27 protein-coding genes are annotated in these 26,958 nt (G+C 62.4%); 8 read left to right on the top strand and 19 right to left on the bottom strand.

Going from position 1 to position 26,958, the window contains the following annotated elements:
* Positions 1–8: 8 nt before the first annotated feature.
* From HH303_RS14780 to HH303_RS14760, 5 genes are all read right to left on the bottom strand, one after another.
* Complete coding sequence (locus HH303_RS14780; protein ID WP_169626141.1) at positions 9–755, bottom strand: LolA family protein; 747 nt, start codon at positions 753–755, stop codon at positions 9–11.
* Positions 700–3,090: a DNA translocase FtsK gene (locus HH303_RS14775; RefSeq protein WP_169626140.1), complete on the bottom strand. Its 2,391-nt coding sequence runs from the start codon at positions 3,088–3,090 to the stop codon at positions 700–702. Before HH303_RS14775 ends, HH303_RS14780 begins: the two co-directional genes overlap by 56 nt.
* 16 nt (positions 3,091–3,106) lie before the next feature.
* Positions 3,107–4,324: an aminotransferase class I/II-fold pyridoxal phosphate-dependent enzyme gene (locus HH303_RS14770; RefSeq protein ID WP_169626139.1), complete on the bottom strand. Its 1,218-nt coding sequence runs from the start codon at positions 4,322–4,324 to the stop codon at positions 3,107–3,109.
* Between the two features lie 248 nt (positions 4,325–4,572).
* Entirely contained in the window at positions 4,573–5,892 is a 1,320-nt protein-coding gene (locus HH303_RS14765) for an ammonium transporter family protein (protein WP_227421837.1), read from the bottom strand.
* A gap of 13 nt (positions 5,893–5,905) precedes the next feature.
* Positions 5,906–6,244, bottom strand: a complete 339-nt coding sequence (locus HH303_RS14760; RefSeq protein ID WP_169626138.1) for a P-II family nitrogen regulator — start codon at positions 6,242–6,244, stop codon at positions 5,906–5,908.
* Between the two features lie 386 nt (positions 6,245–6,630).
* Here HH303_RS14760 and HH303_RS14755 point away from each other — a divergent pair, with 386 nt between their 5' ends.
* Positions 6,631–7,854, top strand: a complete 1,224-nt coding sequence (locus HH303_RS14755) for a UbiH/UbiF/VisC/COQ6 family ubiquinone biosynthesis hydroxylase (RefSeq protein ID WP_169626137.1) — start codon at positions 6,631–6,633, stop codon at positions 7,852–7,854.
* Between the two features lie 129 nt (positions 7,855–7,983).
* On the opposite strand, the gene ychF is transcribed toward HH303_RS14755, so the two are convergent.
* The 8 genes from ychF to fsa all read right to left on the bottom strand — a co-directional run bounded on the left by ychF (position 7,984) and on the right by fsa (position 14,817).
* Positions 7,984–9,084: a redox-regulated ATPase YchF gene (gene ychF / locus HH303_RS14750; RefSeq protein ID WP_169626136.1), complete on the bottom strand. Its 1,101-nt coding sequence runs from the start codon at positions 9,082–9,084 to the stop codon at positions 7,984–7,986.
* A gap of 19 nt (positions 9,085–9,103) precedes the next feature.
* Positions 9,104–9,799: an aminoacyl-tRNA hydrolase gene (gene pth, locus HH303_RS14745; protein WP_169626135.1), complete on the bottom strand. Its 696-nt coding sequence runs from the start codon at positions 9,797–9,799 to the stop codon at positions 9,104–9,106.
* 27 nt (positions 9,800–9,826) lie between these two features.
* Positions 9,827–10,468, bottom strand: a complete 642-nt coding sequence (locus HH303_RS14740; RefSeq protein WP_169626134.1) for a 50S ribosomal protein L25/general stress protein Ctc — start codon at positions 10,466–10,468, stop codon at positions 9,827–9,829.
* A 210-nt stretch (positions 10,469–10,678) separates the two neighbouring features.
* Positions 10,679–11,614 (bottom strand): ribose-phosphate pyrophosphokinase, encoded by a 936-nt coding sequence (locus tag HH303_RS14735; RefSeq protein WP_169626133.1) that lies wholly within the window; start codon positions 11,612–11,614, stop codon positions 10,679–10,681.
* 240 nt (positions 11,615–11,854) lie between these two features.
* Positions 11,855–12,385, bottom strand: a complete 531-nt coding sequence (locus HH303_RS14730) for a PAS domain-containing protein (protein WP_169626132.1) — start codon at positions 12,383–12,385, stop codon at positions 11,855–11,857.
* A gap of 12 nt (positions 12,386–12,397) precedes the next feature.
* Positions 12,398–13,357 carry a tyrosine recombinase XerC gene (locus HH303_RS14725; RefSeq protein ID WP_169626131.1) on the bottom strand — a complete coding sequence of 320 codons (960 nt, stop codon included), beginning with the start codon at positions 13,355–13,357 and terminating at the stop codon, positions 12,398–12,400.
* A gap of 29 nt (positions 13,358–13,386) precedes the next feature.
* Entirely contained in the window at positions 13,387–14,100 is a 714-nt protein-coding gene (locus tag HH303_RS14720) for a DUF484 family protein (protein ID WP_169626130.1), read from the bottom strand.
* A 63-nt stretch (positions 14,101–14,163) separates the two neighbouring features.
* Positions 14,164–14,817 carry a fructose-6-phosphate aldolase gene (fsa, locus tag HH303_RS14715; RefSeq protein ID WP_169626129.1) on the bottom strand — a complete coding sequence of 218 codons (654 nt, stop codon included), beginning with the start codon at positions 14,815–14,817 and terminating at the stop codon, positions 14,164–14,166.
* 159 nt (positions 14,818–14,976) lie between these two features.
* Here fsa and HH303_RS14710 point away from each other — a divergent pair, with 159 nt between their 5' ends.
* From HH303_RS14710 to HH303_RS14680, 7 genes are all read left to right on the top strand, one after another.
* Positions 14,977–17,196, top strand: coding sequence for a primosomal protein N' (locus HH303_RS14710; protein WP_169626128.1), 2,220 nt, complete (start codon positions 14,977–14,979; stop codon positions 17,194–17,196).
* 81 nt (positions 17,197–17,277) lie between these two features.
* Positions 17,278–17,832, top strand: coding sequence for a CDP-diacylglycerol--glycerol-3-phosphate 3-phosphatidyltransferase (pgsA, locus tag HH303_RS14705; RefSeq protein ID WP_169626127.1), 555 nt, complete (start codon positions 17,278–17,280; stop codon positions 17,830–17,832).
* 5 nt (positions 17,833–17,837) lie between these two features.
* Positions 17,838–18,341: a molybdopterin-guanine dinucleotide biosynthesis protein B gene (mobB, locus tag HH303_RS14700; protein WP_169626126.1), complete on the top strand. Its 504-nt coding sequence runs from the start codon at positions 17,838–17,840 to the stop codon at positions 18,339–18,341.
* A 6-nt stretch (positions 18,342–18,347) separates the two neighbouring features.
* Positions 18,348–18,587, top strand: a complete 240-nt coding sequence (locus tag HH303_RS14695; RefSeq protein ID WP_169626125.1) for a hypothetical protein — start codon at positions 18,348–18,350, stop codon at positions 18,585–18,587.
* A gap of 106 nt (positions 18,588–18,693) precedes the next feature.
* On the top strand, positions 18,694–18,945 hold the full coding sequence (gene moaD / locus HH303_RS14690) for a molybdopterin converting factor subunit 1 (protein ID WP_169626124.1): 252 nt from the start codon (positions 18,694–18,696) through the stop codon (positions 18,943–18,945).
* A gap of 4 nt (positions 18,946–18,949) precedes the next feature.
* Positions 18,950–19,417: a molybdenum cofactor biosynthesis protein MoaE gene (locus HH303_RS14685; protein WP_169626123.1), complete on the top strand. Its 468-nt coding sequence runs from the start codon at positions 18,950–18,952 to the stop codon at positions 19,415–19,417.
* Positions 19,417–19,887: a GNAT family N-acetyltransferase gene (locus HH303_RS14680; protein WP_169626122.1), complete on the top strand. Its 471-nt coding sequence runs from the start codon at positions 19,417–19,419 to the stop codon at positions 19,885–19,887. The genes HH303_RS14685 and HH303_RS14680 overlap by 1 nt, the downstream gene beginning before the upstream one ends.
* On the opposite strand, the gene HH303_RS14675 is transcribed toward HH303_RS14680, so the two are convergent.
* The 6 genes from HH303_RS14675 to gpmI form a co-directional block, all read right to left on the bottom strand.
* Complete coding sequence (locus HH303_RS14675) at positions 19,884–20,426, bottom strand: NADPH-dependent FMN reductase (RefSeq protein WP_169626121.1); 543 nt, start codon at positions 20,424–20,426, stop codon at positions 19,884–19,886. The two genes, HH303_RS14680 and HH303_RS14675, sit on opposite strands and share 4 nt — an antisense overlap.
* 26 nt (positions 20,427–20,452) lie before the next feature.
* A complete protein-coding gene (locus tag HH303_RS14670) occupies positions 20,453–21,007 on the bottom strand; it encodes an RNA pyrophosphohydrolase (RefSeq protein ID WP_319637422.1) in 555 nt (184 codons plus the stop codon).
* A 91-nt stretch (positions 21,008–21,098) separates the two neighbouring features.
* Positions 21,099–22,520, bottom strand: coding sequence for a divergent polysaccharide deacetylase family protein (locus HH303_RS14665; RefSeq protein ID WP_169626120.1), 1,422 nt, complete (start codon positions 22,518–22,520; stop codon positions 21,099–21,101).
* Positions 22,521–22,562: 42 nt separating this feature from the next.
* A complete protein-coding gene (locus HH303_RS14660; RefSeq protein WP_169626119.1) occupies positions 22,563–23,939 on the bottom strand; it encodes a S41 family peptidase in 1,377 nt (458 codons plus the stop codon).
* Entirely contained in the window at positions 23,936–25,300 is a 1,365-nt protein-coding gene (locus tag HH303_RS14655) for a murein hydrolase activator EnvC family protein (protein WP_169626118.1), read from the bottom strand. Before HH303_RS14655 ends, HH303_RS14660 begins: the two co-directional genes overlap by 4 nt.
* Positions 25,287–26,861 carry a 2,3-bisphosphoglycerate-independent phosphoglycerate mutase gene (gene gpmI, locus HH303_RS14650; protein ID WP_169626117.1) on the bottom strand — a complete coding sequence of 525 codons (1,575 nt, stop codon included), beginning with the start codon at positions 26,859–26,861 and terminating at the stop codon, positions 25,287–25,289. The genes HH303_RS14655 and gpmI overlap by 14 nt, the downstream gene beginning before the upstream one ends.
* Positions 26,862–26,958 lie beyond the last annotated feature (97 nt).

The raw sequence follows: 26,958 nt of genomic DNA, 5'->3' as shown, positions 1-26,958 counted from the left end.
AATACGCGTCAGTTGTTCTGACGCTTCCCAATCCAAGGGTCCGCGAAGAAGAACTGATCGCGGTCCAGCGGGATTCCCGTTTCGACATTTTCCAGAACAACCCGCGTAATCAGGCCCTGTGCGTCGATCACGGTCCACTGCCGCAGGGTCAGCGGATCTTCCTGAAAGGTCAGCGTCAACGTGCCCGCATCGGGCGCTTCATTCTGCGCCACGGTGATGAACAGCATCCCTTGATCGCGTGCCGCATCGACGACGGTCAGATCTTCCTGCAGCTTCATCGGTTTCCGCAGCAGCATATTCGCAGGGGTCAAGCCCAGTGGGATATAGCTGACTTCCTTCAATTCCTTGTCGACGAAGATGTAGAAATCCCCATCCGAAACGATCAGATAGGGGATCGGATCGTCATATTCGATCCGCATCTTACCGGGCCGATCCATCGTCAGGGTCCCGGAATAGACGCTGTTGTCCATGTTGAACTGCAGGAACTTGGACCGCAGCGTATCGATACCGTCGAAATAGGATTCGATTTCGTTGAACAGGATCGCCTGTTCCGACGGCCCCAGGGGCTGCCGGTCGGTGCCGACAAGCGGCGCATTGGGATCGGTCCAGGAATTCGATTGCTGGGCCAAGGTTGGGCTCGGGGCCGATACGGTCCCGACGATCAACAAAAGAGCGGAAAGAAGGGCGCTTACGAACAGCCTAGGCCGAATGATCGCCGACCAGGACTTCGCGTTTTCCGACATGGTTCGCAGCACTGACAACACCTTCCTTTTCCATCCGCTCGACGATGCGCGCCGCGCGGTTGTACCCGATCTGGAGATGACGCTGCACGAAGCTGGTGGAACATTTACCCTCCCGCGCGACCAGGGCAACCGCCTGGTCGTAGAGAGCGTCTTCACCGCTTCCGCCTTCTCCACCGCCCATCGACGACGCGCCGCTGACATCGGTATCGAAACCGCCTGACATATCGTCCTCGTCCGTCACGCTGTCAACATAGGCCGGTGCGCCTTGTGCCTTCAAATACTGGCAAACGGCTTCGACCTCGGTATCGTCGACGAAGGGGCCGTGCACGCGCGTGATCCGACCGCCGCCGGCCATGTGCAACATATCCCCGCGGCCCAACAGCTGTTCCGCCCCCTGTTCGCCCAGGATGGTGCGGCTGTCGATCTTGGACGTGACCTGGAAGGAAATTCGCGTCGGGAAGTTCGCCTTGATCGTGCCGGTAATGACGTCGACCGACGGACGTTGCGTCGCCATGATCAAGTGGAGACCGGCGGCGCGCGCCATCTGCGCCAGACGCTGGATCGTCGCCTCGATATCCTTGCCCGCGACCAGCATCAAATCCGCCATCTCGTCGACCATGATGACGATATAGGGTAGCGGCGTGAGGTCGAGCGGTTCGTCCTCGAAAATCGGCTTGCTGGTATCCGGATCGAAACCGGTCTGGACGCGGCGGGTGATGACCTCGCCCTTCCGTTCCGCCTCCGCGACGCGCTTGTTGTAGCCTTCGATATTCCGCACGCCCAATTTGGACATAGCGCGGTAGCGGTCTTCCATTTCCCGCACCGCCCATTTCAGGGCGACCACGGCCTTTTTCGGATCGGTCACGACCGGGGCCAGCAGATGCGGAATCCCGTCATAGATCGACAATTCCAGCATCTTCGGGTCGACCATGATGAAACGGCACTGATCCGGCGACATCTTGTAGAGCAGTGACAGGATCATCGTGTTCATGCCGACCGATTTGCCCGACCCGGTCGTCCCGGCGATCAGCAAGTGCGGCATGGTCGCCAAATCCACGACTTCCGGCGTTCCGCCGATATCCTTCCCCAGGATCAGCGGCAGCTTCGCCTTGGACCGGTCATAGGTTTCGGATGCCACCAATTCGCGGAAGCCGACCATCTCCCGCCGCGCGTTCGGCAATTCGATGCCGATGACGCTGCGGCCCGGAACCGTCGCGATACGCACCGACACGGCGGACATCGACCGCGCGATATCGTCGGCGAGGCCGATCACGCGACTGGTCTTCGTGCCCGGCGCGGGTTCCAATTCGTACAGGGTCACGACCGGGCCCGGGCGGACCTTCACGATTTCGCCCTTCACGCCGAAATCCTCCAACACGCCTTCCAGCATGCGGGCGTTCTGTTCCAATCCCTCGCTGTTCTGCGTCTGGTCGTCCGGGTCCGGTTGGCGGTCCACTAGGATATCCAGCGGCGGCAGGTGGAATTCGCCATCCTGGGGCGGCAGGTCCAGCGTGATCTGCCGTTGCGCCTCCGCCCGTTTGGACGGCTTGGTCGATTCCGGCGTTTCCACCCGGTCGTCGCGCTGCGGACGGGCTGCGACCGGCGCCTTGCGGGCCGGCAACGCCTTTCTCACGGCCGGTTTCAGGGTCGGTTCGATCCGCCCTTCCCCGCGCGTCAACAGGTCTTTCACCACCGGGCCGACCCTGTCGACCTTGCGAAGCAGGCCGAAAGTCGCAAGCGTCCCCGTCCAACTGCGCTGCGCCACCTGACGCCATTCCGACAGCGTGATCCCGAAGCCATATAGTGCGATCCCTATGGTCGGCAGGATCGCCGCGAGGGAAATCCAACTGCGTTCCACCGGCGGGGCGTTGAAGCGGACCAGCAGTTCCGTCAGGCCGTTCATCACCATATCGCCCAGGACGCCACCCATTCCGACCGCCAGCGCCCAGCCGTTCGGCGTCGCGAACCCGGCAAGCGTCATGGCGGCCAACAGGATCAGAACCGGCGTCAGCGCCAAGCGGATCCAGGCACGCGGCAAGGTACGGTCGACCAGTAACCGCCACCCCCATCCGGCCAGCAGCGGTACGCCCATATAGGCCGCGAGCCCCAGGCTCTGCAGAGCGACATCGGACACGAAGGCGCCCGGCAGGCCCAACAGATTCGTCGGCAGGCGATCACTGGCATAGTTCGGCGACGGATCGGCCGCATTGTACGATACCAGGGCCGCGAAATAGGCCAGCGCCACGACGATCAGCGCGATGCCCGACGCTTCGACGCCGCGTCGCTTCAAATAGTCGGTCGTTCCGGCCGGAAGAAAGGCCGATTTTTCCTGCGTCTTCGCCGCCATGATTTCGGTCCTGTCGTCAGTCTTTCAGTACGGAAGCGACACGCGACATCGCCTCCTCGACACGCGCCGGATCGTGGACCAGCGCCAGTCGGATATAGGCGTCTCCCGGCGTGCCGCCGGTTTCCGGATCGGGGCGTGCCATATAGCGTCCGGGCAGGGCCTTCACGCCCACTTCCGACCATAACCGCTTCGCCGCCGTTTCCCCATCCCCAATGGTCTTCGTCGTGTCCAGCCACAGGAAAAAACCGGCTTCCGGCCGGACATAGCCGGGAACGCCCGCCAGATGCCGATCCGCGATCGCCACCAGTTGCGAATAGTGCCGCCGGTTTTCCTCCACATGCGCTTCATCGCGCCACAGGGCTTCCCCCGCCGCCATCAACGGCCCCGGAACCTGCGCCCCGCCATAGCTGCGCAGCATCGCGAAAGATTCGATCAGCGCCGGATCACCCGCGACGAATCCGCAACGCAGACCGGGCGATCCCGACCGCTTCGACAGCGAATTCAGCACCAGCAAATGCGAGGTATCGCCCCCCAGATCGACCGCCGCGTCGAAACCGCCCGCGGGCGGGGTATCGAACCAGATTTCGGAATAGCATTCATCCACGGCCAGGACGAAATCGTGTTTTCGGGCAAGCGCCAGCATGCGCGTGATATCCGCACGCTTCGCCACTGCACCGGTCGGGTTGCCCGGGGTGCAGAAATAACAGATCGCCGCTCGGTCCAGAACCTCCGTCGGCAATCCCGCGAAATCCGGGACGAAGCCCGTCTCGGCATCCGCGTTGACCAGGATCGGGTCCGCCTCCCCCACGACGGCGCCGCCGAAATAAACATGATACATGGGATTGGGCAGCAGCACGGCGGGCGTCTCCGACGGATTCAGCCTTTCCCGCTTGCGCAGAATCGCGACCAGCGCCGCCTGAAACAGACCTTCCCGGGTCCCGCACAGCGCGAGCACCTGACGCCCCGCATCCACCGATCCAACGTTCAGGCCATAGCGTCGCTCCAGCCATCGCGCGACCGCATCCTGATAGCCGGGCGATCCGTTCGGGGGTGGATACTTACCGAACAGCGCCGCATTGGCCGCGACTTCGCGGGCCACGATGTCCGGCACCGCGTCCTGCGGTTCCCCGACCTGTAGGAACAGGGGCTCCTTGCCCGGTTCCGCGTCGCCCAGCAGTTCCGCCAGGCGCCGATAGGGATTGTTCTTCAAAAGATCCAGACGGGAAACGGTCATACCTTCTCCGATTCTCGCGGGCCATTCCGTTCGGCCCCCGGAAAACCGCCAATTCTTCACCAAGTATAGAAGCCTTGAATGCACGGATACGCCTATAACGTAGTCTATACTAAATATGGGGTGCGATCCAATCGCGCAAACATCTTCCACTGACCCGCCCGAGAAAGCCGCCACGACGCGCCCAAAAAAAAGACCCCGGAGGGGAGACCCTCCGGGGTAAGTCGCGGGATTGAAATTACTGTCGTGTCTTACTTCGAGGAAGTGACCCCGAAGTCCGGATAGGCTTCCATACCCAGGTCCGCTTTATCGAGGCCGATCATTTCGTCTTCCTCGGAGGCACGGACACCGATGGTCACCTTCATCACGAACCAGACGATCAGGCTGGTGACGAACATGAAGACGCCGATGCCGATGATGCCAGTCAGCTGGCCGACGAAGGTCGCGTCACTGTTCGAGAGGACGACGGCGATCGTACCCCAGATGCCGCAGACCAAGTGGACCGGAATGGCGCCGACAACGTCGTCAACTTTCAGCTTGTCCAGCAGCGGCACGACGATCACAACCAGGACCGCACCGACAGCGCCGACGAAGATGGCGAGCATCGGGGACGGAGCCAGCGGTTCGGCGGTGATCGAGACGAGACCCGCCAGCGCGCCGTTCAGCGCCATGGTCAGGTCGATCTTCTTGTAGAGGATCTGCGTCAGGATCATCGCGACGACGACACCGGCAGCCGCGGCCAGGTTGGTGTTGATGTAGATCGTGCCGATCGCGGAGACGTCTTCCATCGTGCCCATGGCGAGCTGCGAGCCGCCGTTGAAGCCGAACCAGCCGAGCCACAGGACGAAGGTACCCAGCGTCGCGAGCGGCAGGTTGGAACCCGGCATCGGGTGAATGGAGCCGTCGGCGCCGTATTTGCCCTTACGCGCACCGATGACGATGGCACCGGCCAGCGCGGCCCAACCACCGGCAGAGTGAACGATGCTCGACCCGGCGAAGTCCAGGAAGCCCGCTTCGCTGAGCCAGCCGCCGCCCCAGCTCCAGGAGCCCTGGATCGGGTAGAGGATGGCGGTCAGGATCACCGTGAACAGGAAGAACGGCCACAGCTTCACGCGTTCGGCAACCGTGCCGGACACGATGGAGGCGGTGGTCGCAACGAAGACCATCTGGAAGAACCAGTCGGAACCGGCGGAATATTCGCCGCCTTCCAGCGCGTCAGCGGCCGGAATTTCGCCCGCATCCCAGATGGAGAACGTGCCGATCCAGCCGGAAACGTCGAGATACATCAGGTTGTAGCCGACGATGTAGAACATCAGACCGGCGATGGAATAGATGGCAATGTTCTTCAGGCATTGGGTCGCCGTGTTCTTGGAGCGGACGAGGCCCGCTTCCAGCATGGCGAAACCTGCGGCCATCCACATGACCAGGAAGCCGTGCAGCAGGAAGGACAGAGTGTTGAAGATATAGCCGGTCTCCAGCGGAACTTCCGCCATGGCGGGCCCGGCCGCCAGCGTCGCGGCGGCAACAACCCCACCGACAAGCGCGACGCGTTTGATCATCGATACGCTCATTGAATCCACCTCCTTATAGCGCGTCAGCGTCGGTTTCGCCGGTGCGAATTCGCATGGCCTGCGCGACGTCGAGAACGAAAATCTTGCCGTCGCCAATCCGTCCGGTGTTGCCGGCCTTCTGGATCGCTTCGACCGTGCTGGCCGCCATATCGGCGGGCACAACAACTTCAATTTTGACCTTCGGCAGGAAGCTCACGGAGTATTCGGCCCCGCGATAAACTTCGGTCTGCCCTTTTTGACGTCCGAAACCTTTAACTTCGGTCGCCGTCAGCCCCTGAACGCCCAAGGCCGTCAAAGCCTCACGCACATCGTCCAGCTTGAAGGGCTTGATGATGGCCATGATCAATTTCATCGCTTTTCCCCATTCATCGTGAATTCCCCGTCGTGACGTCCCAGATTCCGTGTCACACAAAGGGGGAAACCCTCGTTTGCATGTAACTCCCCCTCCCGCACCGCTTGGCCGCCGTCACAGCAGCGCGCATTGCTGCAGCGCACAAGGTTCACCCTCCGATATAACAAGATGCGTGCCAATTTGACGTTTTCATGAAAATCGTTGCTTTTCAGATAGTTAAAAAAAGATCATCTTTGAGAACTGTTGCGCCGCACAAACAAAATTGTCTATTTTTTAGCCATTTCCGATTGTTGCATAATTTTTAATCACGCAATCGACGCGCTTCGGGCTGGACTTGACCGGGCCGCGGCGCGAAGCTTCGGGCATGGCTAAAGAGGGTATTTTTCATGACGCGGTTTGATGTCGTTTTCGCCGGTGGTGGCATGGTGGGGTTGAGCCTTGCAGTGGCCCTGGCTCGGTCCGGGCTGACCGTTGCCGTGGTCGACCGTGAAACGCCGGAGGCGGTTCTTGACCTCGCCTATGACGGGCGAGCATCGGCCATCGCGCTCGGCTCCAAACGTATTCTCGAACAAGCGGGCGTCTGGAAGCATATGGACGGGGAAGTCTCGCCGATCTGGGACATCCGCGTCGTCGACGGACACCCGCTTCGCGGCGTATCGCCCTTGTTCCTGCACTACGATCACACGGATCTGGGGGATGAGCCCTTCGGTTGGATCATCGAAAACCGGGTTACGCGGCAAGCGCTGCAGAAAGCCGCCGCCGAAACCGACGGCCTGACGCAATTCGCCCCGGCATCCGTTATGCGGCTGGACCGGGACCCCGACATGGCGACCGCCCATCTGGACGACGGACGAACGATCGCGGCGACGCTTGCCATCGCCGCGGACGGGAAATTCTCAACCCGGCGGGAAGAAGCGGGGATCAAGATCAGCGGGTGGGACTACGACCAGACCTCCATTGTCGCCACGGTCCGCCACGAGCGCGACCATCAGGGCGTCGCAGTGGAACTGTTCCTGCCGGGCGGGCCGTTCGCGATGCTGCCCATGACCGGAAACCGCAGCAACATCGTCTGGTCGGAAACCCGCGACGCGGCAAGGCGGTTCATGGCGTTGGACGATGCGCAGTTCTTGTCGGAACTGAAACAGCGCTTCGGCGACTGGTTGGGAGAGGTCGACCTCGCCGGGCCGCGTTTCTCCTATCCGCTCAGCCTGCAACAGGCCGAACGCTACACCGATACGCGCTTCGCCCTGGTCGGCGACGCGGCGCATGCGATGCATCCGATCGCGGGACAGGGTTTGAATATGGGCCTGCGCGACGTCGCCGCCCTAGCGGAAGCGATCGTCGACGCGCACCGCCTCGGTCTCGATATCGGCTCCGCGTCGGTCCTGCGTCAGTATGAGAAATGGCGGCGTTTCGACAATGTGCTGCTGGCCGCCGTGACGGACGGGCTGCTGCGGCTGTTCAACAACGATATCCCGCCGGTGCGGATGGCCCGCGACATCGGGCTCGCCGCCGTCAACAAACTGCCGCCGCTGAAGAAATTCCTGATGCGTCACGCAATGGGAACGGTCGGCACCCTGCCCCGCATGACACGGGGCGAGGCGCTTTAGCCCCCTCACTCCAACCCTCTCCTCTGGGGGAGAGGGAGTTTCTCCTCGCGCCTTCCCCTTACTCCTGAGAGGTCACCCCTTTGCTACCCCTCTCCCCTGGGAGAGGGTCGGGGTGAGGGGCTGCCGGGATCAGACGTTGAAGCGGAAGTGGAAGACGTCGCCGTCCTTGACCAGATAGTCGCGGCCTTCGAGACGCAGCTTCCCGGCCTCCTTCGCGCCCGACTCCCCACCGCAGGCGACGTAATCGTCAAAGGCGACGGTTTCCGCCGCGATGAAACCACGTTCGAAATCCGTATGGATGACGCCCGCCGCCTGGGGGGCCTTCGCGCCCTGGAACACGGTCCAGGCGCGGGCTTCCTTCGGCCCGACGGTGAAGAAGGTGATCTGCTTCAACAAAGAATAGCCAGCACGGATAACGCGGGTCAGGCCGGTTTCTTCCAGGCCCAGGGAATCGAGAAATTCCGCGCGTTCTTCGTCGGAGTCCAACTGGGCGACTTCCGCTTCGATGGCGGCGGAGATGACGACGGCCTGGGCGCCTTCGGCCTTGGCCTTTTCGAAGACCCGTTCCGACTGCGCATTGCCGGTGCCCGCCGAATCTTCCTCGACATTACAGACATAGAGAACCGGCTTCGCCGTGATCAGGTTCAGGCGATGGAAGCGAACTTCCTCGTCCTTCGCGATTTCGGCCATACGGGCCGGTTTCCCGTCCCGCAGCAAGTCCAGCGCGCGGGTCATCAAATCGACCTCCGCCTTCGCTTCCTTGTCGCCGGAATTGGCTTTCTTCTGCAGCGGCTGAATGCGGCGTTCCAGGCTTTCCATGTCGGACAGCATCAATTCGGTTTCCACCGTTTCCGCATCGCGCAGCGGATCGACGGAGCCTTCGACATGGGTGATGTCACCGTTTTCGAAGCAGCGCAGCACGTGGCAGATCGCATCCACCTCGCGGATATTGCCCAGGAACTGGTTGCCCAGGCCTTCGCCCTTCGACGCGCCCTTCACCAGACCGGCAATATCGACGAATTCCAACTGGGTCGGAATGATCTTCTGCGAACCGGCCAGTTCCGCCAGCCTGTCGAGGCGCGGATCCGGCACGCCGACGCGCCCGACATTGGGTTCGATCGTGCAGAACGGAAAATTCGCCGCCTGCGCCGCCTGGGTTTCCGTCAACGCGTTGAACAGGGTCGACTTCCCGACATTCGGCAGACCGACAATCCCACAATTGAAGCCCATGGCGGCTCTCTCCTCGAAATCAGTTCTTGTCGCCGGACATCCAACGCTTCAACTGCGCGGCGAGCCCGGTATCCGGCGGCGTTTCTTCTTTGGCAGGGGCGGGGTCCGCCTGATCTTTCGCGGACTCCGCCTTTTCCTTCTTCGGGGCCGGCTGCTTGTTTTGGGAGAGTTTGGACATGAAGTCCGATTCCCGCCCCGCGATCAGCAGATCGACCCGATCCGAAATATCCTCGATCAGGCGTTCAAAGTCCGGCCATTCCTGCTTGGCGAAATCGCCCAGGACGTGACCCGTGACCTTCGTTTTGTCGCCGGGATGGCCGATGCCGATCCGAACGCGCCAATAGTCGGTCCCGATATGCGCGTCGATGGACCGCAAACCATTGTGACCGCCGTTGCCGCCGCCCTTCTTCACCCGCACCTTGGTCGGCGGCAGGTCCAACTCGTCATACAGAACGACGACATCCTTGGGGGCGAGCTTGAAGAAGCGCAAAGCCTCCCCGACCGCCCGGCCGCTTTCGTTCATATAGGTCGCGGGTTTCAGGACCAGGACTTTCTCGCCGCCGATGTCGCCGTCGGCGGTCAGGCCCTGAAAGCGGCTGCGCCAGGCACTAAAGGAATGGCGGCGGACAATTTCGTCCACCGCCATAAACCCGACATTGTGCCGGTTGCGCTCGTATTTCGGTCCGGGATTGCCGAGCCCAACAACGAGACGCATAAGCAACCGCCTTTCAGGCAGCGAGGATTACTCCTCGCCGTCGCCTTCGTCTTCGGCTTCGCCGTCGGCGTCATCCTCATCGGAATCGGCCGCTTCGGAAACGACCGGCGAGGCAATGTTCGCCACGACGAAATCGCGGTCCGTAATCGCCGGGGTCACGCCCTCCGGCAGCTGAACCATGGAGATACGGATCGTATCGCCAATCGACAGGCCGGTCAGATCGCAGACGACTTCGTGCGGAATGGCGTCGGCCGGGGCGACGAGTTCGACTTCATCGCGGGTGACGGCCAAAATGCCGCCTTGCTTCAGCGCTTCGCACTTGTCTTCGTTCAGGAAGTGCACCGGCACCATGACGTGTACCTTGGAGCCCTTGGTCAGACGCATGAAGTCGATGTGCAACGGGGCGTCGGTCACCGGGTGGAACTGAACGTCGCGCGGCAGCGCCTTTTCGTTCTGACCGCCGTCAACTTCGATCGTGTAGATCGTGTTGAACAGGACACCCTGCTCCAGCTGCTTCATGATCACGCGCGGATCGACCGCGATGGTCTGGGGGTCCTTGTGGTCACCGTAAACAACGCCCGGCACGAGGCCTTCACGACGCACGGCACGGGCTGCCCCCTTACCTGCCCGATCGCGAGTCTTGGCGTGGAAGATCGCTTCTTCAGCCATCTTTTAGCTCCTTCGAGTCTCTATGATTTCACCGGATCCCATGATCCGGCGACCGACCTCCAGGGGTGTCGGCTGGGGTCCTGATACGGACCAGATGCGCCATTCGCCCGACCGCCCGCAAGGGCTCGGGTCCGAAAAGCGGCTTCTTCTACACTTGGATCGCTGTCAGGGCAAACGGAATCGCCCTGTTTTGCGACAGTCGCAACCGCGTTAGTCGAACAGACTGGAAACCGATTGATCTTCGGAAATACGCCGGATTGCTTCGGCCAGCAATGGCGCGATCGTAACCTGCCGGACATTGTGGCTGACGCGGACCGCCTCCGTCGCCTGGATGGAATCGGTAATGACCAGTTCTTCCAGGGGCGATGCCGCGACACGCGCGACGGCGCCGCCGGACAGCACACCGTGGGTGACGACGGCGCGAACCGACTTCGCCCCGGCGTCCTTCAACGCCTGCGCGGCGTTACAGAGCGTCCCGGCCGAATCGACGATATCGTCGATCAGGATACAGGCCTTGTCCTTCGGATCGCCGATAATGTTCATGACTTCGGAAATGCCCGCTTTTTCCCGGCGCTTATCGATGATCGCCAGATCGCAGTCCAGGCGTTTGGCCAGGGCGCGGGCACGCACCACGCCGCCCACGTCGGGCGACACGACCAACAGCTTTTCTTCTTCCTTCAGCGTTTCCTTCAGGTCCTTGTGCAGGACCGGCAGCGCGAACAGGTTGTCCGTCGGCGCCTCGAAAAAGCCCTGAATCTGACCGGCATGCAGATCGACGGTCAAAACGCGGTTGGCGCCCGCCGTCTCGATCAGATTGGCCACCAGCTTCGCGGAAATCGGGGTCCGAGGACCGGTCCGACGGTCCTGACGGGCATAGCCATAATAGGGAATAACCGCTGTGATGCGCTGCGCGGAACTGCGCCGCAGCGCGTCCATCATGATCAGCAACTCCATCAAATTGTCGTTGGTCGGATAGTTCGTCGACTGAATGACGAAGACATCCTCCCCCCGGACATTTTCAAGAATTTCGACGAAAATCTCCATGTCGGAGAACCGTCGGATGGATGCTTTGGTAAGGGGTACGTTGATACAGGCTGAGATGGCTTCGGCGAGCGGCTTGTTGGAATTGCCGGCAACAATCTTCATGAGACGATCTATCCTTGATGCGCTGAGCTCACCCGCGCCTTTCGGGTACGACCCCGGGCGCGACCTCCCCCGCTATCGATCACAACCCCCGCTTGCCCCCGTAAATTCGGCACCGATTTCCCCATTGGGTCGGTCGGGCCGGAGACAGAACGGCCACGCGGGTGGGATATACCAAGGGGGGGTCGGACTGTAAACGGACTCCGTGATGCTGCGATGCAAAATGGCACGCTTTGTCGAGGATCACCGATAACCAGGCAGATGCGTGAAGCTGATCAGGCGATCGACGGTTTCACCGGTGCTCGATAGCGGCGCAACAGCAATTTCTTGCCTTACATTGCCGCGATCCATCCAAAAAAACGGGCCGGTCCAGAAGCCGAGAACCTGTTTTTCAACGATCCGCTGCAAAAAGTGGATATCTTCCGCGTCGAATCCGACGACGCCTTCGATAACGAACTGCCCCGTCGGATCCATCCGGCTCATATCCGCAAGGCCACTCCCCCATATCCGATGGCGTAGGGTGAACTTCCCATCCGGCCAACTGACTTCCATCAGATGTATCCAGCGGTGCCAACCGATAAAGTCGGCGAAATCGAAGTCTTTCCAGCGCGGATAGGACCGACCCCCGCCACGGACGCGCTGCCACAGCGCGACCATCGGCTCTAACTCTCCAAATTCAGCGGGATCGCAATCCGGGGCGAACAATCTATAGGACCAGCCATCCGACCCTTCGACGGTGCCCGAACCGATACCAACCTTGTTCCAACGGATCATCCAGAACGACCTCTATCCCCGCATTCGCGGATGCGCCTTGCGATATTCCGCCATCAGGCGCGCCGTGTCGACCTGTGTGTAACGTTGAGTAGTGCTTAAGGAGGCGTGACCGAGCAATTCCTGGATCGCGCGAAGGTCACCGCCTTCGGCCAGCAGATGGGTCGCGAAACTGTGCCGCAGGGCATGCGGCGTGGCACTATCCGGCAAACCCAGAGCAACGCGGAGGCCGCGAATCGCCTTACGTGCCACATCGCCGCCCAGACGCCCGCCACGCACCCCACGAAACAGGGGGGCGTCCGGATCGCCGGAAAAGGGACTGTCCGCCAGATAATCCACCAGTGCTTCCCGCACGACAGGCAGCACCGGCACATAGCGTTCCTTGTTCCCCTTCCCCAGGATTTTCATGCCGTCACCGGTCGGCACGTCCTTTTCGTTCAGCGACAACGCCTCCGCGATACGCAGACCGCAGCCATACAACAAGGTCAGCAGTGCCGTGTCCCGCTTCCCGACCCAGGGTTCGGACGCCATGTCGCCGATCGCGTCGATCAGGGTTTCGGCATCCCCGACGGTCAGCGGCTTCGGCACGCCGCGCGGCACCTTCGGCGTGCGGACCAGCAGCAGCCGGTCGTTTTCCGCCAGCCCGCGTTTGCGCAGGAACCGGAAAAAGGTCCGGACGGCGGACAGCTTTCTGGCCCGAGAGACGCTTTGCACCTCGTCATTGGTCAGCTTCGCCAGCCAGGAGCGAAAATCCATCAATTGCAGGGACGACAAATCGGATAGCGAGGGCGGCTGCCCCAGATGTTCCGACATATAGAGAAGGAAGCCAGAAACATCCCGGTGATAGGCGTTCACCGTGACCGGGCTGTACCGGCGTTCCCCCGTCAACCAGGACAGGAACGCGCGAAAGGCCTGGGCCGTGTCGCCTTGTCCGGCCGTGGGGTGAAGGGAAAGATCGAAGCGATCGTCCGTCATATCACCCTGACTGCCTCATTCGGGTCGCCTTATTCCGGCAGGTCCAGCCATATGCGGACCAACTGTGCCAGAACCGCGGACAGGAAACAGATCAGTTCCGTCGCCTGACCGGGATGGAATTTTTCCGGATCGCGATGCCCGAAGGCCAATAGCGCCTGCGGCGAGGCGGGGGAGATGTGCAGGCGCACCAACGCGTCGCTCTGCACCAGGGGGGCCGCCCCGTCGAACAGGTCCGGGTCGCCCGAAATATGCGCGCGCAGAATGATATCCTGGTTCTTCCCGCCGAGCAGGCGGTCGACAGTCCCGGGCGGCACCAGATTGACGCTGCGCAGCGGGAAGTCCGTCGCCTTTTCCGTTTCCACGGCCAGGGACACGACATCCAGGTCCAGGATTACCGCGACATCCGTTTGCACCAGGGAAATCAGCTGTTCGAAGCTTTTCGCCTCCAACAGCCGCAGGACGCAATCATGGACGCGGGCCTGACTGTTCAGGTTTTCACGACTATTGTCGATCAACTCGCGGGCGACTTCCGCCGTTTCCTCGACACGAGACCGCAGGCGACGGATCATCGCGTCCTGGAAATCGAACACCCCGTTGCCGCCCTCGCGTTTCGGCGGGTCCAGTTCGGACAGAAGGTCAGGATGTTCGTTCAGAAAGGAGGGATTGTCCCTAAGAAAGGCGACGACGTCCTTCTCTTCGACGGACGGCGCGGCGGCGGTCTGACTGCCTGGTGAGGTCTTCATCGGAATTCCCTCCTTCGACGGCTGTCCGCCGCACCGTCCCTCGACGGTGGCGGGATCAGCCTGTTAGAGAATCGACTGGCCCGTCGCTTCCCAATCCTTCAGGAACGCGGCCAAACCCTTGTCGGTCAACGGATGACCGAACAGCTGACGCAGCACGCCCGGCGGCAGCGTCGCGACACCGGCACCCAGCTTCGCCGCGTGAACGACATGCATCGGGGTACGGATGGACGCGACCAGCACTTCCGTGGCGAAGTCGTAATTCTGATATATCGTGACGATATCGGCGATCAGGTCCATACCGTCCTGACCGATATCGTCCAAACGCCCGACGAAGGGCGAAATGAAGGTCGCGCCCGCCTTGGCAGCCAACAGCGCCTGGGCGGCGGAGAAGCAGAGAGTGACGTTGACCATGACGCCGTCGTCGCTGAGCGCCTTGCAGGTCTTGAGCCCCGCCGGAGTCAGCGGCACCTTGACCGCGATATTGTCGGCGATCTTGGAAAGCTTGCGGCCTTCCTTCAACATGGTTTCGAAATCGGTCGCCACGCATTCGGCGGAAACCGGGCCGTCGACGACGCCGCAGATTTCCTCCACGACTTCCAGGAAATTCCGGCCGCTCTTGGCGACCAGGGACGGGTTCGTCGTCACACCGTCGACCAGGCCGGTTGAGGCCAGATCGCGAATCTCGTTTATATCCGCCGTGTCGATGAAGAACTTCATACCTGCCTCGCTTCTGGCTTTCCGCCGGACGCCCCTAAACCAAGGGTCGCGACCGGATCGGAAGCATTTTGGGATTTTGCCCCGATTCGCGGCTGTCCACCGCCTTTCGATACGGGCCGTCACTTTCCGTTCCCCCGGATTCCCGGGACGGAGGTCGGAATGACGTCCGACGTATCGCCGTCTCAGCCCCTGTCTTTGTTCCCTCCGGCCCGTCGGGTCAAGGTGCTATTGCCGCTGCCGCTCGACAGTGCCTACGACTATGCCGTTCCGGAAGGAATGGACGTCGGCCCCGGCAGTTTCGTGACCGTGCCGCTGGGTGGACGACAAATCGTCGGCATCGTCTGGGACGACGAGCCCGACCCGGATGGTGTGCCCGAATCCAAGCTGCGTCCGGTTGCCGGTGTGGTACCGGTCCCGCCCCTGCCGGAAGCTTCGCGGCGCTTCGTCGATCGAATGGCCGCCTATACCCTGGCGCCGCCGGGTCAGGTTCTGCGCATGGCGATGAGTTCGCCCAAGGCATTGGAACCGGCATCCGAACGCACGGTCTATACCGCCGCCGATCCGGCCCCGAAGGATCTGCGCTGGACCAGCGCCCGCCGCCGCGTCTATGCCTTGGCGCAGGAAGACCCGCCGCGCTCCGCCGCCGATCTGGCGCGGGAAGCGGGCGTCAGTTCCGGCGTCGTGCGGGGTCTGGCCGATGCGGGTGGGCTGCTGCCGATGCGTCTGCCGGATTCGATTTTCTTCGAAACGCCGGACCCCGATCACCCGCGCGCGGCCCTGTCCGACGCGCAGCAGAACATCGCCGAAGAAATGTCCCGTGCCGTCCTGGCGGGCGGATTTTCCGTCACCCTGCTGGACGGCGTCACGGGTTCCGGCAAGACGGAAGTCTATTTCGAAGCCGTCGCCGCCGCCCTGGGGGCGGGAAAGAAAGTTCTAGTCCTGCTGCCCGAAATCGCCCTGTCGGCGCAATGGCTGGAGCGGTTCGAAGAACGCTTCGGCACCTTGCCCGCCGAATGGCATTCCGACCTGTCCCCCGGAACGCGCCGCCGTACCTGGAAAGCGGTGGCGGAAGGCCGCGTGCAAATTCTGGTCGGCGCACGGTCGGCCCTGCACCTCCCCTTCCCCGATCTGGGCTTGATCGTCGTCGACGAGGAACACGACGGGTCCTATAAGCAGGAAGAAGGCGTGATCTATCACGCGCGGGACATGGCGGTATTGCGGGCGCAGATTTCGGACTGCCCGATCATCCTCGCCTCCGCGACACCCAGCCTGGAAAGCCTCGCCAATGTGGAGGCGCAGCGCTACCGGCTGGCCCATTTGCCCGAACGGCATGGGGAAGCGGAACTGCCGCAGGTTTCCCTGGTCGATCTGCGCAAGACACCGCCCCCCCGGCAACGCTGGATCGCCCCGCCCCTGCAGGACGCGTTGGAGGAAACGCTGGCAAAGGGTGAACAGGCGCTTTTGTTCCTGAACCGCCGGGGATACGCACCGCTGACCCTGTGCCGCACCTGCGGACATCGCATCGAATGCCCGGATTGCGACGCCTGGCTGGTGGAGCATCGATTCGGGCGGCGGCTGGAATGCCATCACTGCGGCTTTTCCATGAAGACGCCGGAGAAATGCCCCTCCTGCGGCGACGAGGGCAGCCTCGTCGCCTGCGGTCCCGGCGTGGAGCGCCTGTTCGAGGAAGCGGTGGCAATCCTGCCGGAGGCACGGATCGAGGTCGTGACGTCGGATACGCTGCAAGGCCCGTTGGCGGCCGCCGCTTTCGTCGACCGGGTGACGAGCGGTGAGGTCAATTTGATCATCGGCACCCAGATCGTCGCGAAGGGTTATCACTTCCCCTTGCTGACTCTTGTCGGGGTGGTCGACGCCGATCTGGGACTCGCAGGCGGCGACCTGCGCGCGTCGGAACGAACCTTCCAATTGTTGAGCCAAGTCGCGGGCCGCGCCGGGCGCGCCGGACACAAGGGCCGCGTCCTGCTGCAAACCGCCAATCCCAACGCGACGGTTCTGCGCGCGATTGCCGACGGCGACCGCGACGGTTTTTACGCGGCGGAGGCCGATATGCGCCGCGATCTAGGCTGGCCGCCCTACGGCAAGCTGGCAGCGATCATCGTGTCCGGCGAAGACGAAGGCCATGTCGAGCGCACGGCGGGCGATCTGGCGCGCAGCGCCCCGCGCCTCGACAATGTACGCGTGCTGGGTCCCGCCGCGCCGCCGCTTGCGCTTCTACGCGGCCGCCATCGGCGCCGCTTGTTGTTGAAGGCCGACCGAACCATCAGCATCCAGCGCGTTCTCAGTGACTGGATGTCGCGGATAAAACCGCCGTCGTCGGTCCGGGTGCAGATAGACATCGATCCTTATAGCTTTATGTAACCTACGGAAAAGTTTCGCTCCTACATTGCGCCGCATCGGGAAGGCGGCTAGGAATACGGGCACCGATCGGGAAACCATAGAATGCTGTTCAGCCTGCCGAATATCCTCACCCTGTTGCGGATCGTCGCCATCGCGCCGATCGTTGTGCTGTTCTATGTCGACGGCAATTGGACGAATTGGACGGTATTCGGCCTATTCGCCATTGCAGGTATTACCGACTTTTTCGACGGCTATCTGGCGCGCGCCACCGGTCAGGTTTCGAAGCTGGGCCGCTTCCTGGATCCGATCGCCGACAAGCTGCTGGTTTCGGCGGTCATCCTGATGCTGGTCGCGGTCGGGGACCTTCGCGGTTATGCCGTATTGCCCGGCCTCGTCATCCTGATCCGCGAAATCACCGTATCGGGACTGCGCGAATATCTGGCGGAAGTGCGCGTCGGCGTGCCGGTGTCCAGCCTCGCCAAATGGAAGACGACGATCCAGATGCTGGCGCTCGGCTTCCTGATCGTCGGGGAAGCAAGTCCCGCCATGATTCCCAGCACGCTGATCGGCGAGGTTCTGATCTGGATCGCCGCATTTCTGACCGTCATCACCGGGTTCGACTATCTGCGGGCCGGTTTGAAGCATATGACGGACTGACGGCGATGAAGCTTCTCGGTATCGCGGGGTTTAGCGGGGCCGGCAAAACGACGCTGGTCACCAAACTGATTCCGGAACTGACGCATCGCGGCGTCAGCGTCTCCACCGTCAAACACGCTCACCACAATTTCGACGTCGATACGCCCGGCAAGGATTCCTACGAACACCGCCATGCGGGCGCGATGGAGGTGCTTGTCTCCTCGCCGCAGCGTTGGGCCTTGATGCACGAACATCGAGGCGCGGCGGAACCGTCGCTGGACGAATTGGTCGCCAAGCTATCCCCGGTCGATGTCGTCCTGGTCGAAGGTTGGAAATTCGGCGATCACAAAAAGCTGGAAGTCTTCCGCCCGTCGGTCGCCCAACCGCTCTTGGCAAGGGACGACCCGAATGTCGTCGCCGTCGCCACGGATGCCGATAACTTGGACGGAGTTCGCGTCCCCCTGCTGCCCATCGACGATATCGGCGCCGTTGCGGATTTCGTCCTGTCCTTCATCGGCTGGGAACGGTAGGTCCCGATGCCGGACGATCATTTCCGCGACCCCCGCCTCATCCCACCCGGCATCGGCCACAATGGCGGACCGCCGCTGCAATCCCGCTATACCTGGAAGGCCGTCTGCTGGCGCAAGGCGCAGAAGAAGGCCTGGAAGACCCCGCCGCCGGAAGTCGTCCGGATGCGGTGCCGCCGTGCCCGCGAATTGGGCATGACCTATCGGGAATACACTTTGGAAATCCTGGAACGCGGCCGGCATCTGTGATCCGCCCCCTTCGGACAGGTGGTAGTATCGGGTCGGATACCCTATATCGAGACACAGAGGCTGCATTTGCCTGGAGTCGGGCATCGGTCGATGTGGAGGTGTTGCAATGAAAGTCCTGTATTTCGCCTGGCTGCGGCAGAAGATCGGCATGGGGGAGGAAACCGTGGACCCGCCGACCGGCGTGGAGACCGCCGGGCAGCTTGTCGACTGGTTGAAGACGCGCGGCCCGGGATACGAGGCCGCCTTCAAGGATGCGCGCGCGGTGAAGATCGCTGTCAATCAGGCCTTCGGCACGCGCGACACGCCCATCGCCGCGAATGACGAGGTCGCCTTCTTCCCGCCGGTGACGGGTGGCTAGGACCATGACCGTCCGCGTTCAACAGGAAGATTTCGACATCGGTGCGGAACTGTCCGCGCTGACCGACGGCAATACCGGCATCGGCGGATTGTGCAGTTTTACCGGGCTGGTCCGCGACATGAACGACGGCAGCGGCGTCGGCGCGATGACCCTGGAACATTATCCCGGCATGACCGAACGCATGCTGGAGGAAATCGAGGAAGAGGCGCATCGACGGTGGCCGTTGGATGCGACGCTGATCATCCACCGCTATGGTAGGATGGAACCGGGCGACCGTATCGTCATGGTCGCCGCCGCCAGCGCCCATCGGCAGGCGGCCTTCGACGCCTGCAATTTTCTGATGGACTGGCTGAAGACAAAAGCGCCGTTCTGGAAAGCGGAGGAACTGCCCGGCGGCGAAACCCGCTGGGTCGAGGCGCGGGACAGCGACGAGCATGCCGCCGATCGCTGGCGGGAGGAGAACGAAGTCTGATGGAAACGGGACCGCTGGAAATCGTCCGCGCGGGCGAAAACGACGCCGACCTGGTCGCGATCATGGTGCACCGCCTGCTGCATGAGGTCGGCGCGTGGCACGGCGCGCCGGATGCCGAACGCATTCACGACGTCTGCCGCGAATTGCTGGAAGAAGACAATCGCTTCACTGCCGTCCTGGCCTTCGATTCAGAACGCCGCCCGGTCGGTGTCATGACCCTGACCGAAGCCGTCGCGATCTATGCCGAGGGCAAGCTGGGGATCATCATGGAGCTTTACGTCGTGCCCGATGCCCGATCCGCCGGGGTCGGCGACCGCCTCATCCAGGAAGCCCGCACCATAGGCGGCACGCGCGGCTGGACGGTGCTGGAGGTCAATTCCCCCGACGGCGAACAATGGGCCAGAACCCGCAGCTTCTACGAGCGGCACGGATTCCATCACGTCGGCCCGTTCCTGAAGCTGGAACTTTAAGGCGACATCCTCGCCTGACGGCAATATTCTGAAAATCGTTGAAGGAAATCGGTGACGGCCTGACGGTTCTCCGTCTCGTTCATGATTTCCATGATTTCGCCGGGTGTTTTCTTCATAAGCCCGACCCGCAGGAACGGATCGTCCGTGAACCGCGTCGTGACCGTCGACAGCACGAGTCTGAGCTGGTCCAACATATCGTCCCCACGATGGGAGGCATGCATTAGCGCAATCGGCTTGTCGATGATTTCATCCCGTGAGACCAGCCAATCGATCGCGTTCTTCAGACCGCCGGGGATCGACCGCACATATTCGGGACTTGAAAGGATAAGACCGTCGCTCAGCCGAACCATTTCGGCAAAGTCCTGCACCGACCGTGGCAACGGAGCGGATTCCAAATCGGGGGAAAATACGGGCAAGTCGCCGACCGTGTCGAATACCGTAACCCTATGATCCGGCCCGGCACTGTTCGCCATCACCCGTAACAATGCGGTATTCGTTGAAGTCTTTCGTGTACTGCCGGAAACCGCGAGAAAGTTCATGCCGATTTCCCTCCCGTCCCGACGCGTTACGAAACGAGGTCGGAAAACTCCTCAATCACCCGTTCATAGATTGGCCGTTTGAAGGGTACGATCATGTCCGGCAGATCGGTCAAGCTGACCCAGCGCCACTCGCTGAATTCCGGCTGGTGGAGCGTCAGGTCGATTTCCGTGTCCTGTCCGAGGAAGCGCAGGGCGAACCAGCGTTGCGTCTGACCGCGATACTTGCCCTTCCAGATACGCCGCGACAGGCCGGGCGGCAGGTCATAGGGATACCATGTCCGGCTTTCGCCGAGGATTTCCGCTTTGTCGGTGCCGACTTCCTCGCGCAATTCGCGCCAGGCGGCCTGTTCCGGCGTTTCACCCGGATCGATCCCGCCTTGGGGCATCTGCCAATGATCGCCGGGGACGTCGATGCGATTGCCGACGAAGACCAGGCCGTCCTTATTGAAAACCATCAGGCCGACACAGGGCCGGTAAGGGCGCGGGTCGTCGCGATAGGGATCGACCGAATCCGTTATCGACATGACGCCGGTGCGCGTCGGTACTGTTTTCTTTTCGTCGGACTGACCCGAATTCGACATACGCTCCCAACCCTTGGACCGGTTTTCCCGGCATAGCTTTTTCTGGCGCCGTCGCCATCCGGATCGGACCGCTTGGGATCAGCGCATTACTTCAACTACCCCGGATGCGCGACAAAATCACGCCCGAAAGCGGGGTCAGGACCATTCCCTTATCCGCCAACCCGCGCATCCAGCGATCGACGCGATCCAACAACATCGGCACCGGCTGAACGACGACGATCGCTGAATTCCGGGTCTTCGCCAGCAGTTCTACCTGCGACAACCGGGCCAGGATGGCGGCACGCGACAGGCTTTGATCGATCAGCAGATCCGCCGTCGCGTGGGGCACGCTGAACCGGGCCGCTTCCTCCGGCGCGACACTGGTCGCGTTTTCCAGGGAGTCGAGATAGACGAGCCCGCGCTTCGCCAGCGCCTGCATCATCGGCTGAACCGAAGCGCGGCTGGCCGTGAAACCGCTGCCCTGATAGTTGACGAGGCCGATATAGCCGCTGCCCTCGCTCATCACGCGGTTGAGGTTGAGGATGTTCTGATCGGTATCCGCCGCGGTCATCAGCGACAGCAGGCCCGCATCGCTGCGCGGGAAGTCGCGCGGTTCCATCGGCAGGTCCAACAGGACCTCATGCCCGACGTCGCGCGCTTCCTTGATCCAGTCTTCCAGCTTCCCGGAATAGGGAGAAAAGGACAGAGACACCGGGCCCGGCATGGCGAGCGCCGTTTCCGTCGTTCGGGTCATCAAACCCAGATTGGTAACGACCACCGCGATGCGTGGCCGGGTTTCGATACTGCTGGACGGGCGGGCATAGACCTTCCATGGCTCCCGCCCATCCTGACCGATGACGGGCACGTCCCCCACGGTCTCGATGCTTTCCACCAAGCCCGGATCGGGATAGGCGGCCAGAGTCCCCGCATAGGCGTCCGGCCCGCCATCCGTTGCGGGCGGCAGCGGTTCTTCATCCGTGGCCATCCCGTGCCCGGCATCCGCCGTTTCCGCCGTCCCATGGGCATCGGCTTCCGGCGCGGCATTCGCATCCGCCGTTTCGGCGGTCGGGGCGTGTTCCGGCTGGGTCGCGTGGGCGTCCTGAGTTTCCGGCGCGGCATCCATGGCGGGTGTATCGCCATGGTCGCTTTCGGCGGTCGTTTCCGCCGAATGGTCTGGCGTCTGGTCCGCCGTTTGTTCAGCCGCCGGTTCCGCATTCTCGCCGCTACGGTCCACGAACTGGAATTGGGAGACCTCGGTCTTCGGAATCCCCGCCTTCAACTCCTCTTCGATCTTGTCGCCGTTGAGCAGAAGATAGACGGCCGTCCCCGCCACCACGACGGCGACGAAGGCATAGGTGCCGATGGCCGGCATCAGATGCGCGTTGCGCTGGAAGAATGTCGGACGCAAATGGGCCGGAATATCCTCGTCCGGCTCAACGCGCTTTTCCGCCTTGCCGCCCTTCCGTCCGGGCAGCATGCCTTTCACCTTCGCGGCAAGGCCTGCGAGATCGGGCTTGGGAAGCGGTATCTTCATGCGTCGTTTCCGGACGCCCCTTTATAATAAGGGGACCGTCCCTTAATTTTGAGACTGGCTCCTATACAATCCGATTCCGCGCACGAGGTCGAGAGCGCGCGCCAGTTGGTAATCCTCGATCTGGGTATCGGTGCCGGACAGGGTTTCCTGTTCGACCTCGCCGTTTTCGTTCTTCAACGATCCGGCAAGATCCTTCTCGCTGCGACCGAAGCCGCCTTCCAGAACTTCCACCCGCGCCCGTTCGACGACGATGTCGGGCGAAATTCCCAACTGCTGGATCGACTTGCCCGACGGCGTATAGAATCGTTGGGTCGTCAGTTTCAGCGCCGCGCCGTTGCGCGACAGCGGCGTGATCGTCTGCACCGACCCTTTCCCGAAGCTGCGCGTCCCCAGGATGATCGCACGGTGCTGATCCTGCAATGCGCCCGCGACGATTTCCGACGCGCTGGCGGACCCGCCGTTGATCAGCACGACCAATGGCATGCCGTCCGTCAGGTCGCCCGGCGTCGCCTGGAAGCGCTGGATGTTTTCGGTGTTCCGGCCGCGCGTTGAGACGATTTCCCCGTGCTGCAAGAAGGTATCAGCCACCGAAACGCCCTGATTTAGCAGGCCACCCGGATTGTTGCGCAGGTCGAGGATATAGCCCAGCAGCCCGTCGCCGCCTTCTTCCTGAATGGTCGCGATCGCCTTTTCCAGACCGGACTGTGTCTGGCCGGAGAAGCTGGTGATGCGGATATAACCGATATCGCCTTCCATGCGGCTACGCACGGACTGGATTTGAATCTTATCGCGGGTCAAAACCACCTCGAAGGGTTCGGCCACGCCTTCGCGGATGATCGTCAGGGTGATATCCGCCCCGACCGGCCCGCGCATGTGCTCGACCGCATCGTTCAGGGTCATGCCCTTCACCGGATCGCCGTCCAGATGGGAAATAAGATCGCCCGCCAGGATACCCGCCTTCGCCGCCGGGGTATCGTCGATGGGGGACACAACCTTGACCAGACCGCTTTCATCCAGGCTGACCTCGATGCCCAGACCGCCGAACTCCCCCTTCGTGTGGGTTTGCATGGCGTCGAAGCTTTCTTCGTCCAGATAGGTCGAATGCGGGTCCAGGCTGCCGACCAGCCCGCGAATCGCCGCTTCGATCAGCTGCTTATCGCTGATCTCCTCGACATATTCCTCTCGCACGCGGTTGAAGACTTCGCCGAAGAGATCGAGCAACTCGAACGTGTCCGGCTCGTTCATCGGCGGGGCGTCCGATGGCGCCGCCGCCGGGGCGCCGTCATTTTCCTGGGCGAAGGCCGGCGCCGTCAGCCAGGACGTGGCTGGAAGCGCGGTGAGGCCCAACCCGGCCGCGATTGCAGCCGCCCCCAACGCGGATCGGGAAAGAAGCAGGGTCTTCGAGAAATGCGCGATCATCCGTTCATCCTAATGCTGCCGGCGGTTAACCATCGAAGCGGATTGACCGGCTGGCCTCCGCGCCTCAATTCCATATAGAGTCGCGGGCGGCCTCCGCTACTCGTTTTTTGACTTCCGGACGCATTCGCGTCCACCAAATGCGTCTGCGGCATCTGCCCGATGGGCTCACCGGCCAGAATCCAGTGTCCGACACCGACGTCGATCCGCGCGAACCCGGCCAGAACGGTATGATATCCACCGTCATGTTCGATGATCAAGACAAGCCCTAGATCGCGGAACGGTCCGGCGAAGACGACATGCCCGTCATAGGGCGCCAGAACGGTCGCATTGGCACGGGTTTCAACCTCGATCCCCTTGGCGGTTTGGCCATACCCTGTGTCCTGGCCGTACTGCTGCACCAGGACACCGACGGCAGGCGCGGTGATCGCGCCGGAATCCGGAAAGGCGCGGATCCCCTCGGGCCGTTGCGTCGGCACCGCGGCCAGGGCGGCCAGTTGCGCGGAATTGTCAGGTTCCGGCGGAGCCTCTTGCGCCTCGGCCTGCGCATCCGCTGCGGCCTGTGCCGCCGCTTCCGCTTTCCGGCGTTCGGCTTCCTCCGCTTCCCGCGAGATGCGTTCCTGTTCCAGCGCGGCCATCAGGTCTTTCAGCGATTCCGCCTTCTCCCCCAATCGTTTCAGGCGTTCGTTCGCCGCCTGCGATTCCGCCGCCGTACGCTGATATAGGGCCTTCTTCTTTTCCAAGAGCTGTTGCAGATGTTCTCGATCCCCGGCAAGTGCCTGATCGGCGGAACTCAATTGCGCCAGCTTGGCGTTCAGGTCGGACCGCACGGCGTCCAACGCCGCAAGATCTTCTCGCAGAACGGCAGCCCTGCGTCCGATAGCGGGGGCGGCGGCTTGTAGCAGGATCGATCCGCGCACGGCGTCCAGCGGCGGACCGGGATACAGGAAAAAAGCGCGGGGTGCGTCCTCCGACAAGCCGGTCAGCGCGGCCAGCGTACCCGTCAACTGGCGGTGGCGTTCGGCCAGAGTTTCCTGGCGCAGTTCCGTTTCCGCCTGAAGTTCCATGATCTGGACTTCGATATTCGCGATCAGGTTTTCGCGTTCCTGCGTATCCTGGGCGGCGGTAACCAGTTGCTGGCGCAACTGTTCCAATTCGTGCGACAGGGTCTGCGCCTGGGCTTCCAGATCGCGGCTGCGCTGCTGCTCTGCCTCGATCTCGCTCTGGATGCGGGCTGCCTCGTCTTCCGGGGCATTCGCCGCCCATAGGGGCAGGCTGAAACACAAAATTGCCGAGAGCGCGGCCCCGGCAACCGAGGACCGCAATATTTCAGAGAAATGGGACCGTGCTTTATTCAGCGGCATGGCGGGCCGCGCGGCGCAACAGGCTGTGTCCTGTCATCGCCGCCGGTTGCGGCAGCTTCATCAATTCCAGCAAAGTCGGCGCGATATCCGCAAGCCGCCCGTTGCCCAGGCCCTCGACCTCGCCTGCCTGCGCGCCGACCAGGATCAGCGGCACCTTGCTCAAGGTATGGGCGGTGTGGATGCCGCCGCTGGACGGATCGACCATCATATCGGCATTGCCGTGGTCCGCCGTGATCAGCATGCGACCGCCGGCCTTTGTCAGCGCTTGTTCCAACCGGCCCAGGCAACCGTCGACCGCCTGCACCGCCTGCACCGCCGCGTCGAAATCGCCGGTATGACCGACCATGTCCGTATTGGCGTAGTTCACGACGATCAGGTCGTATGTCCCGGCCTCAATCGCGGCGACCAGCTTGTCGGTGACTTCCGGCGCGGACATTTCCGGCTGCAGGTCGTAGGTCTTCACATCCGGCGACTGAACGAGAATGCGGTCCTCACCGTCGAACACATCCTCGCGCCCACCGTTCAGGAAGAAGGTCACATGTGCGTATTTTTCCGTTTCCGCGATACGCAACTGTTTCAGGCCCGCATCCGCCACGACGGCGCCCAACACATCGACCAGATCTTCCGGCGGGAAAATCGAATCCAGGAACGCCTTATGCGCCTGGGAATATTCGACCATGCCCAGCGCATCCGCGAAGGAAACACGCCGCGCCCGGTCGAACCCGTCGAAACCGGGATCCAGCAGGGCGGACAGGATTTCGCGCGCCCGGTCGGCCCGGAAATTCGCCATCAGCAGCCCGTCGCCGTCCTTCATTCCGGCATAGCCGTTGATCGCCGCCGGTTCGACGAATTCGTCGCCGATATCTGCCGAATAGGATGCCGCGACCGCTTCCGACGCGCTTTCGATGGCCGCACCCGTCCCATCGACCAGAAGGTCATAGGCCTTTTTGACGCGATCCCATCGCTTGTCGCGATCCATCGCCCAATAGCGTCCGCATAGGGTCGCGATCGGGGCCTTCGGGGCGGCGGCCTCGAAATCGGCGACGAAACCGTCGGCGCTGCGCGGCGGCGTATCGCGACCGTCCAGGAAGCCATGCACCGCGACCGGCACGCCCAATTCGACAAGGCGATTGGCCAGCGCCGCCATATGCCGCAGGTGGCTGTGCACGCCGCCATCGGACAGCAAGCCCATCAGATGCGCGGTGCCGCCGGTCTTCTTCAGTGCGGCCGCGAAGGCCGCAAGGCGCGAATGGGCGGCGAGTGAGCCGTCCTCAATCGCCGCGTCGATCTTCGGCAATTCCTGCATGACGACGCGGCCCGCGCCCAGATTCATGTGGCCGACCTCGGAATTCCCCATCTGTCCGGACGGCAGTCCGACGAAGCCTTCCGACGCATCCAACACCGCGAAGGGGCCGGTTGCCTTCAACCGGTCGAAGACCGGCGTCCGGGCCGCGGCGATCGCGTTATTGTCGGTTTCCGCCCGTTCGCCCCAACCGTCCAGGATGCAGAGAACCACGGGGCGCGGCGCGTCTGGGCGCGAAGATTTTTCGGGTCGTGTCATGCCGTCTCTCGGATTTTCATACAGCGAGTAATGCAATTCCCGCCTATACACACTATAGTACGGTGCACATGCGATCGCCACAGGACGCATACAAGCC

The organism is Pacificispira spongiicola (genome assembly GCF_012926505.1).
GTDB lineage: Bacteria > Pseudomonadota > Alphaproteobacteria > UBA8366 > Aestuariispiraceae > Pacificispira > Pacificispira spongiicola.
Note: the sequence above shows the minus strand (reverse complement) of the source record. Positions and strands in the feature narration are given on the sequence as shown.

What these genes read in the sequence shown, in the direction of transcription:
- HH303_RS14695 (WP_169626125.1), top strand. Translation starts at nt 18,348, where the DNA reads ATGCCGGACGATCATTTCCGCGACCCCCGCCTCATCCCACCCGGCATC.
- HH303_RS14725 (WP_169626131.1), bottom strand. Translation starts at nt 13,357, where the DNA reads ATGACGGACGATCGCTTCGATCTTTCCCTTCACCCCACGGCCGGACAA.
- pgsA (WP_169626127.1), top strand. Translation starts at nt 17,278, where the DNA reads ATGCTGTTCAGCCTGCCGAATATCCTCACCCTGTTGCGGATCGTCGCC.
- HH303_RS14655 (WP_169626118.1), bottom strand. Translation starts at nt 25,300, where the DNA reads ATGCCGCTGAATAAAGCACGGTCCCATTTCTCTGAAATATTGCGGTCC.
- HH303_RS14670 (WP_319637422.1), bottom strand. Translation starts at nt 21,007, where the DNA reads ATGTCGAATTCGGGTCAGTCCGACGAAAAGAAAACAGTACCGACGCGC.
- HH303_RS14740 (WP_169626134.1), bottom strand. Translation starts at nt 10,468, where the DNA reads ATGGCTGAAGAAGCGATCTTCCACGCCAAGACTCGCGATCGGGCAGGT.
- HH303_RS14730 (WP_169626132.1), bottom strand. Translation starts at nt 12,385, where the DNA reads ATGATCCGTTGGAACAAGGTTGGTATCGGTTCGGGCACCGTCGAAGGG.
- HH303_RS14710 (WP_169626128.1), top strand. Translation starts at nt 14,977, where the DNA reads ATGACGTCCGACGTATCGCCGTCTCAGCCCCTGTCTTTGTTCCCTCCG.
- moaD (WP_169626124.1), top strand. Translation starts at nt 18,694, where the DNA reads ATGAAAGTCCTGTATTTCGCCTGGCTGCGGCAGAAGATCGGCATGGGG.
- HH303_RS14660 (WP_169626119.1), bottom strand. Translation starts at nt 23,939, where the DNA reads ATGATCGCGCATTTCTCGAAGACCCTGCTTCTTTCCCGATCCGCGTTG.
- gpmI (WP_169626117.1), bottom strand. Translation starts at nt 26,861, where the DNA reads ATGACACGACCCGAAAAATCTTCGCGCCCAGACGCGCCGCGCCCCGTG.
- mobB (WP_169626126.1), top strand. Translation starts at nt 17,838, where the DNA reads ATGAAGCTTCTCGGTATCGCGGGGTTTAGCGGGGCCGGCAAAACGACG.
- HH303_RS14760 (WP_169626138.1), bottom strand. Translation starts at nt 6,244, where the DNA reads ATGAAATTGATCATGGCCATCATCAAGCCCTTCAAGCTGGACGATGTG.
- HH303_RS14665 (WP_169626120.1), bottom strand. Translation starts at nt 22,520, where the DNA reads ATGAAGATACCGCTTCCCAAGCCCGATCTCGCAGGCCTTGCCGCGAAG.
- HH303_RS14680 (WP_169626122.1), top strand. Translation starts at nt 19,417, where the DNA reads ATGGAAACGGGACCGCTGGAAATCGTCCGCGCGGGCGAAAACGACGCC.
- HH303_RS14685 (WP_169626123.1), top strand. Translation starts at nt 18,950, where the DNA reads ATGACCGTCCGCGTTCAACAGGAAGATTTCGACATCGGTGCGGAACTG.
- HH303_RS14765 (WP_227421837.1), bottom strand. Translation starts at nt 5,892, where the DNA reads ATGAGCGTATCGATGATCAAACGCGTCGCGCTTGTCGGTGGGGTTGTT.
- fsa (WP_169626129.1), bottom strand. Translation starts at nt 14,817, where the DNA reads ATGAAGTTCTTCATCGACACGGCGGATATAAACGAGATTCGCGATCTG.
- HH303_RS14775 (WP_169626140.1), bottom strand. Translation starts at nt 3,090, where the DNA reads ATGGCGGCGAAGACGCAGGAAAAATCGGCCTTTCTTCCGGCCGGAACG.
- ychF (WP_169626136.1), bottom strand. Translation starts at nt 9,084, where the DNA reads ATGGGCTTCAATTGTGGGATTGTCGGTCTGCCGAATGTCGGGAAGTCG.
- HH303_RS14735 (WP_169626133.1), bottom strand. Translation starts at nt 11,614, where the DNA reads ATGAAGATTGTTGCCGGCAATTCCAACAAGCCGCTCGCCGAAGCCATC.
- HH303_RS14720 (WP_169626130.1), bottom strand. Translation starts at nt 14,100, where the DNA reads ATGAAGACCTCACCAGGCAGTCAGACCGCCGCCGCGCCGTCCGTCGAA.
- HH303_RS14675 (WP_169626121.1), bottom strand. Translation starts at nt 20,426, where the DNA reads ATGAACTTTCTCGCGGTTTCCGGCAGTACACGAAAGACTTCAACGAAT.
- HH303_RS14755 (WP_169626137.1), top strand. Translation starts at nt 6,631, where the DNA reads ATGACGCGGTTTGATGTCGTTTTCGCCGGTGGTGGCATGGTGGGGTTG.
- HH303_RS14770 (WP_169626139.1), bottom strand. Translation starts at nt 4,324, where the DNA reads ATGACCGTTTCCCGTCTGGATCTTTTGAAGAACAATCCCTATCGGCGC.
- pth (WP_169626135.1), bottom strand. Translation starts at nt 9,799, where the DNA reads ATGCGTCTCGTTGTTGGGCTCGGCAATCCCGGACCGAAATACGAGCGC.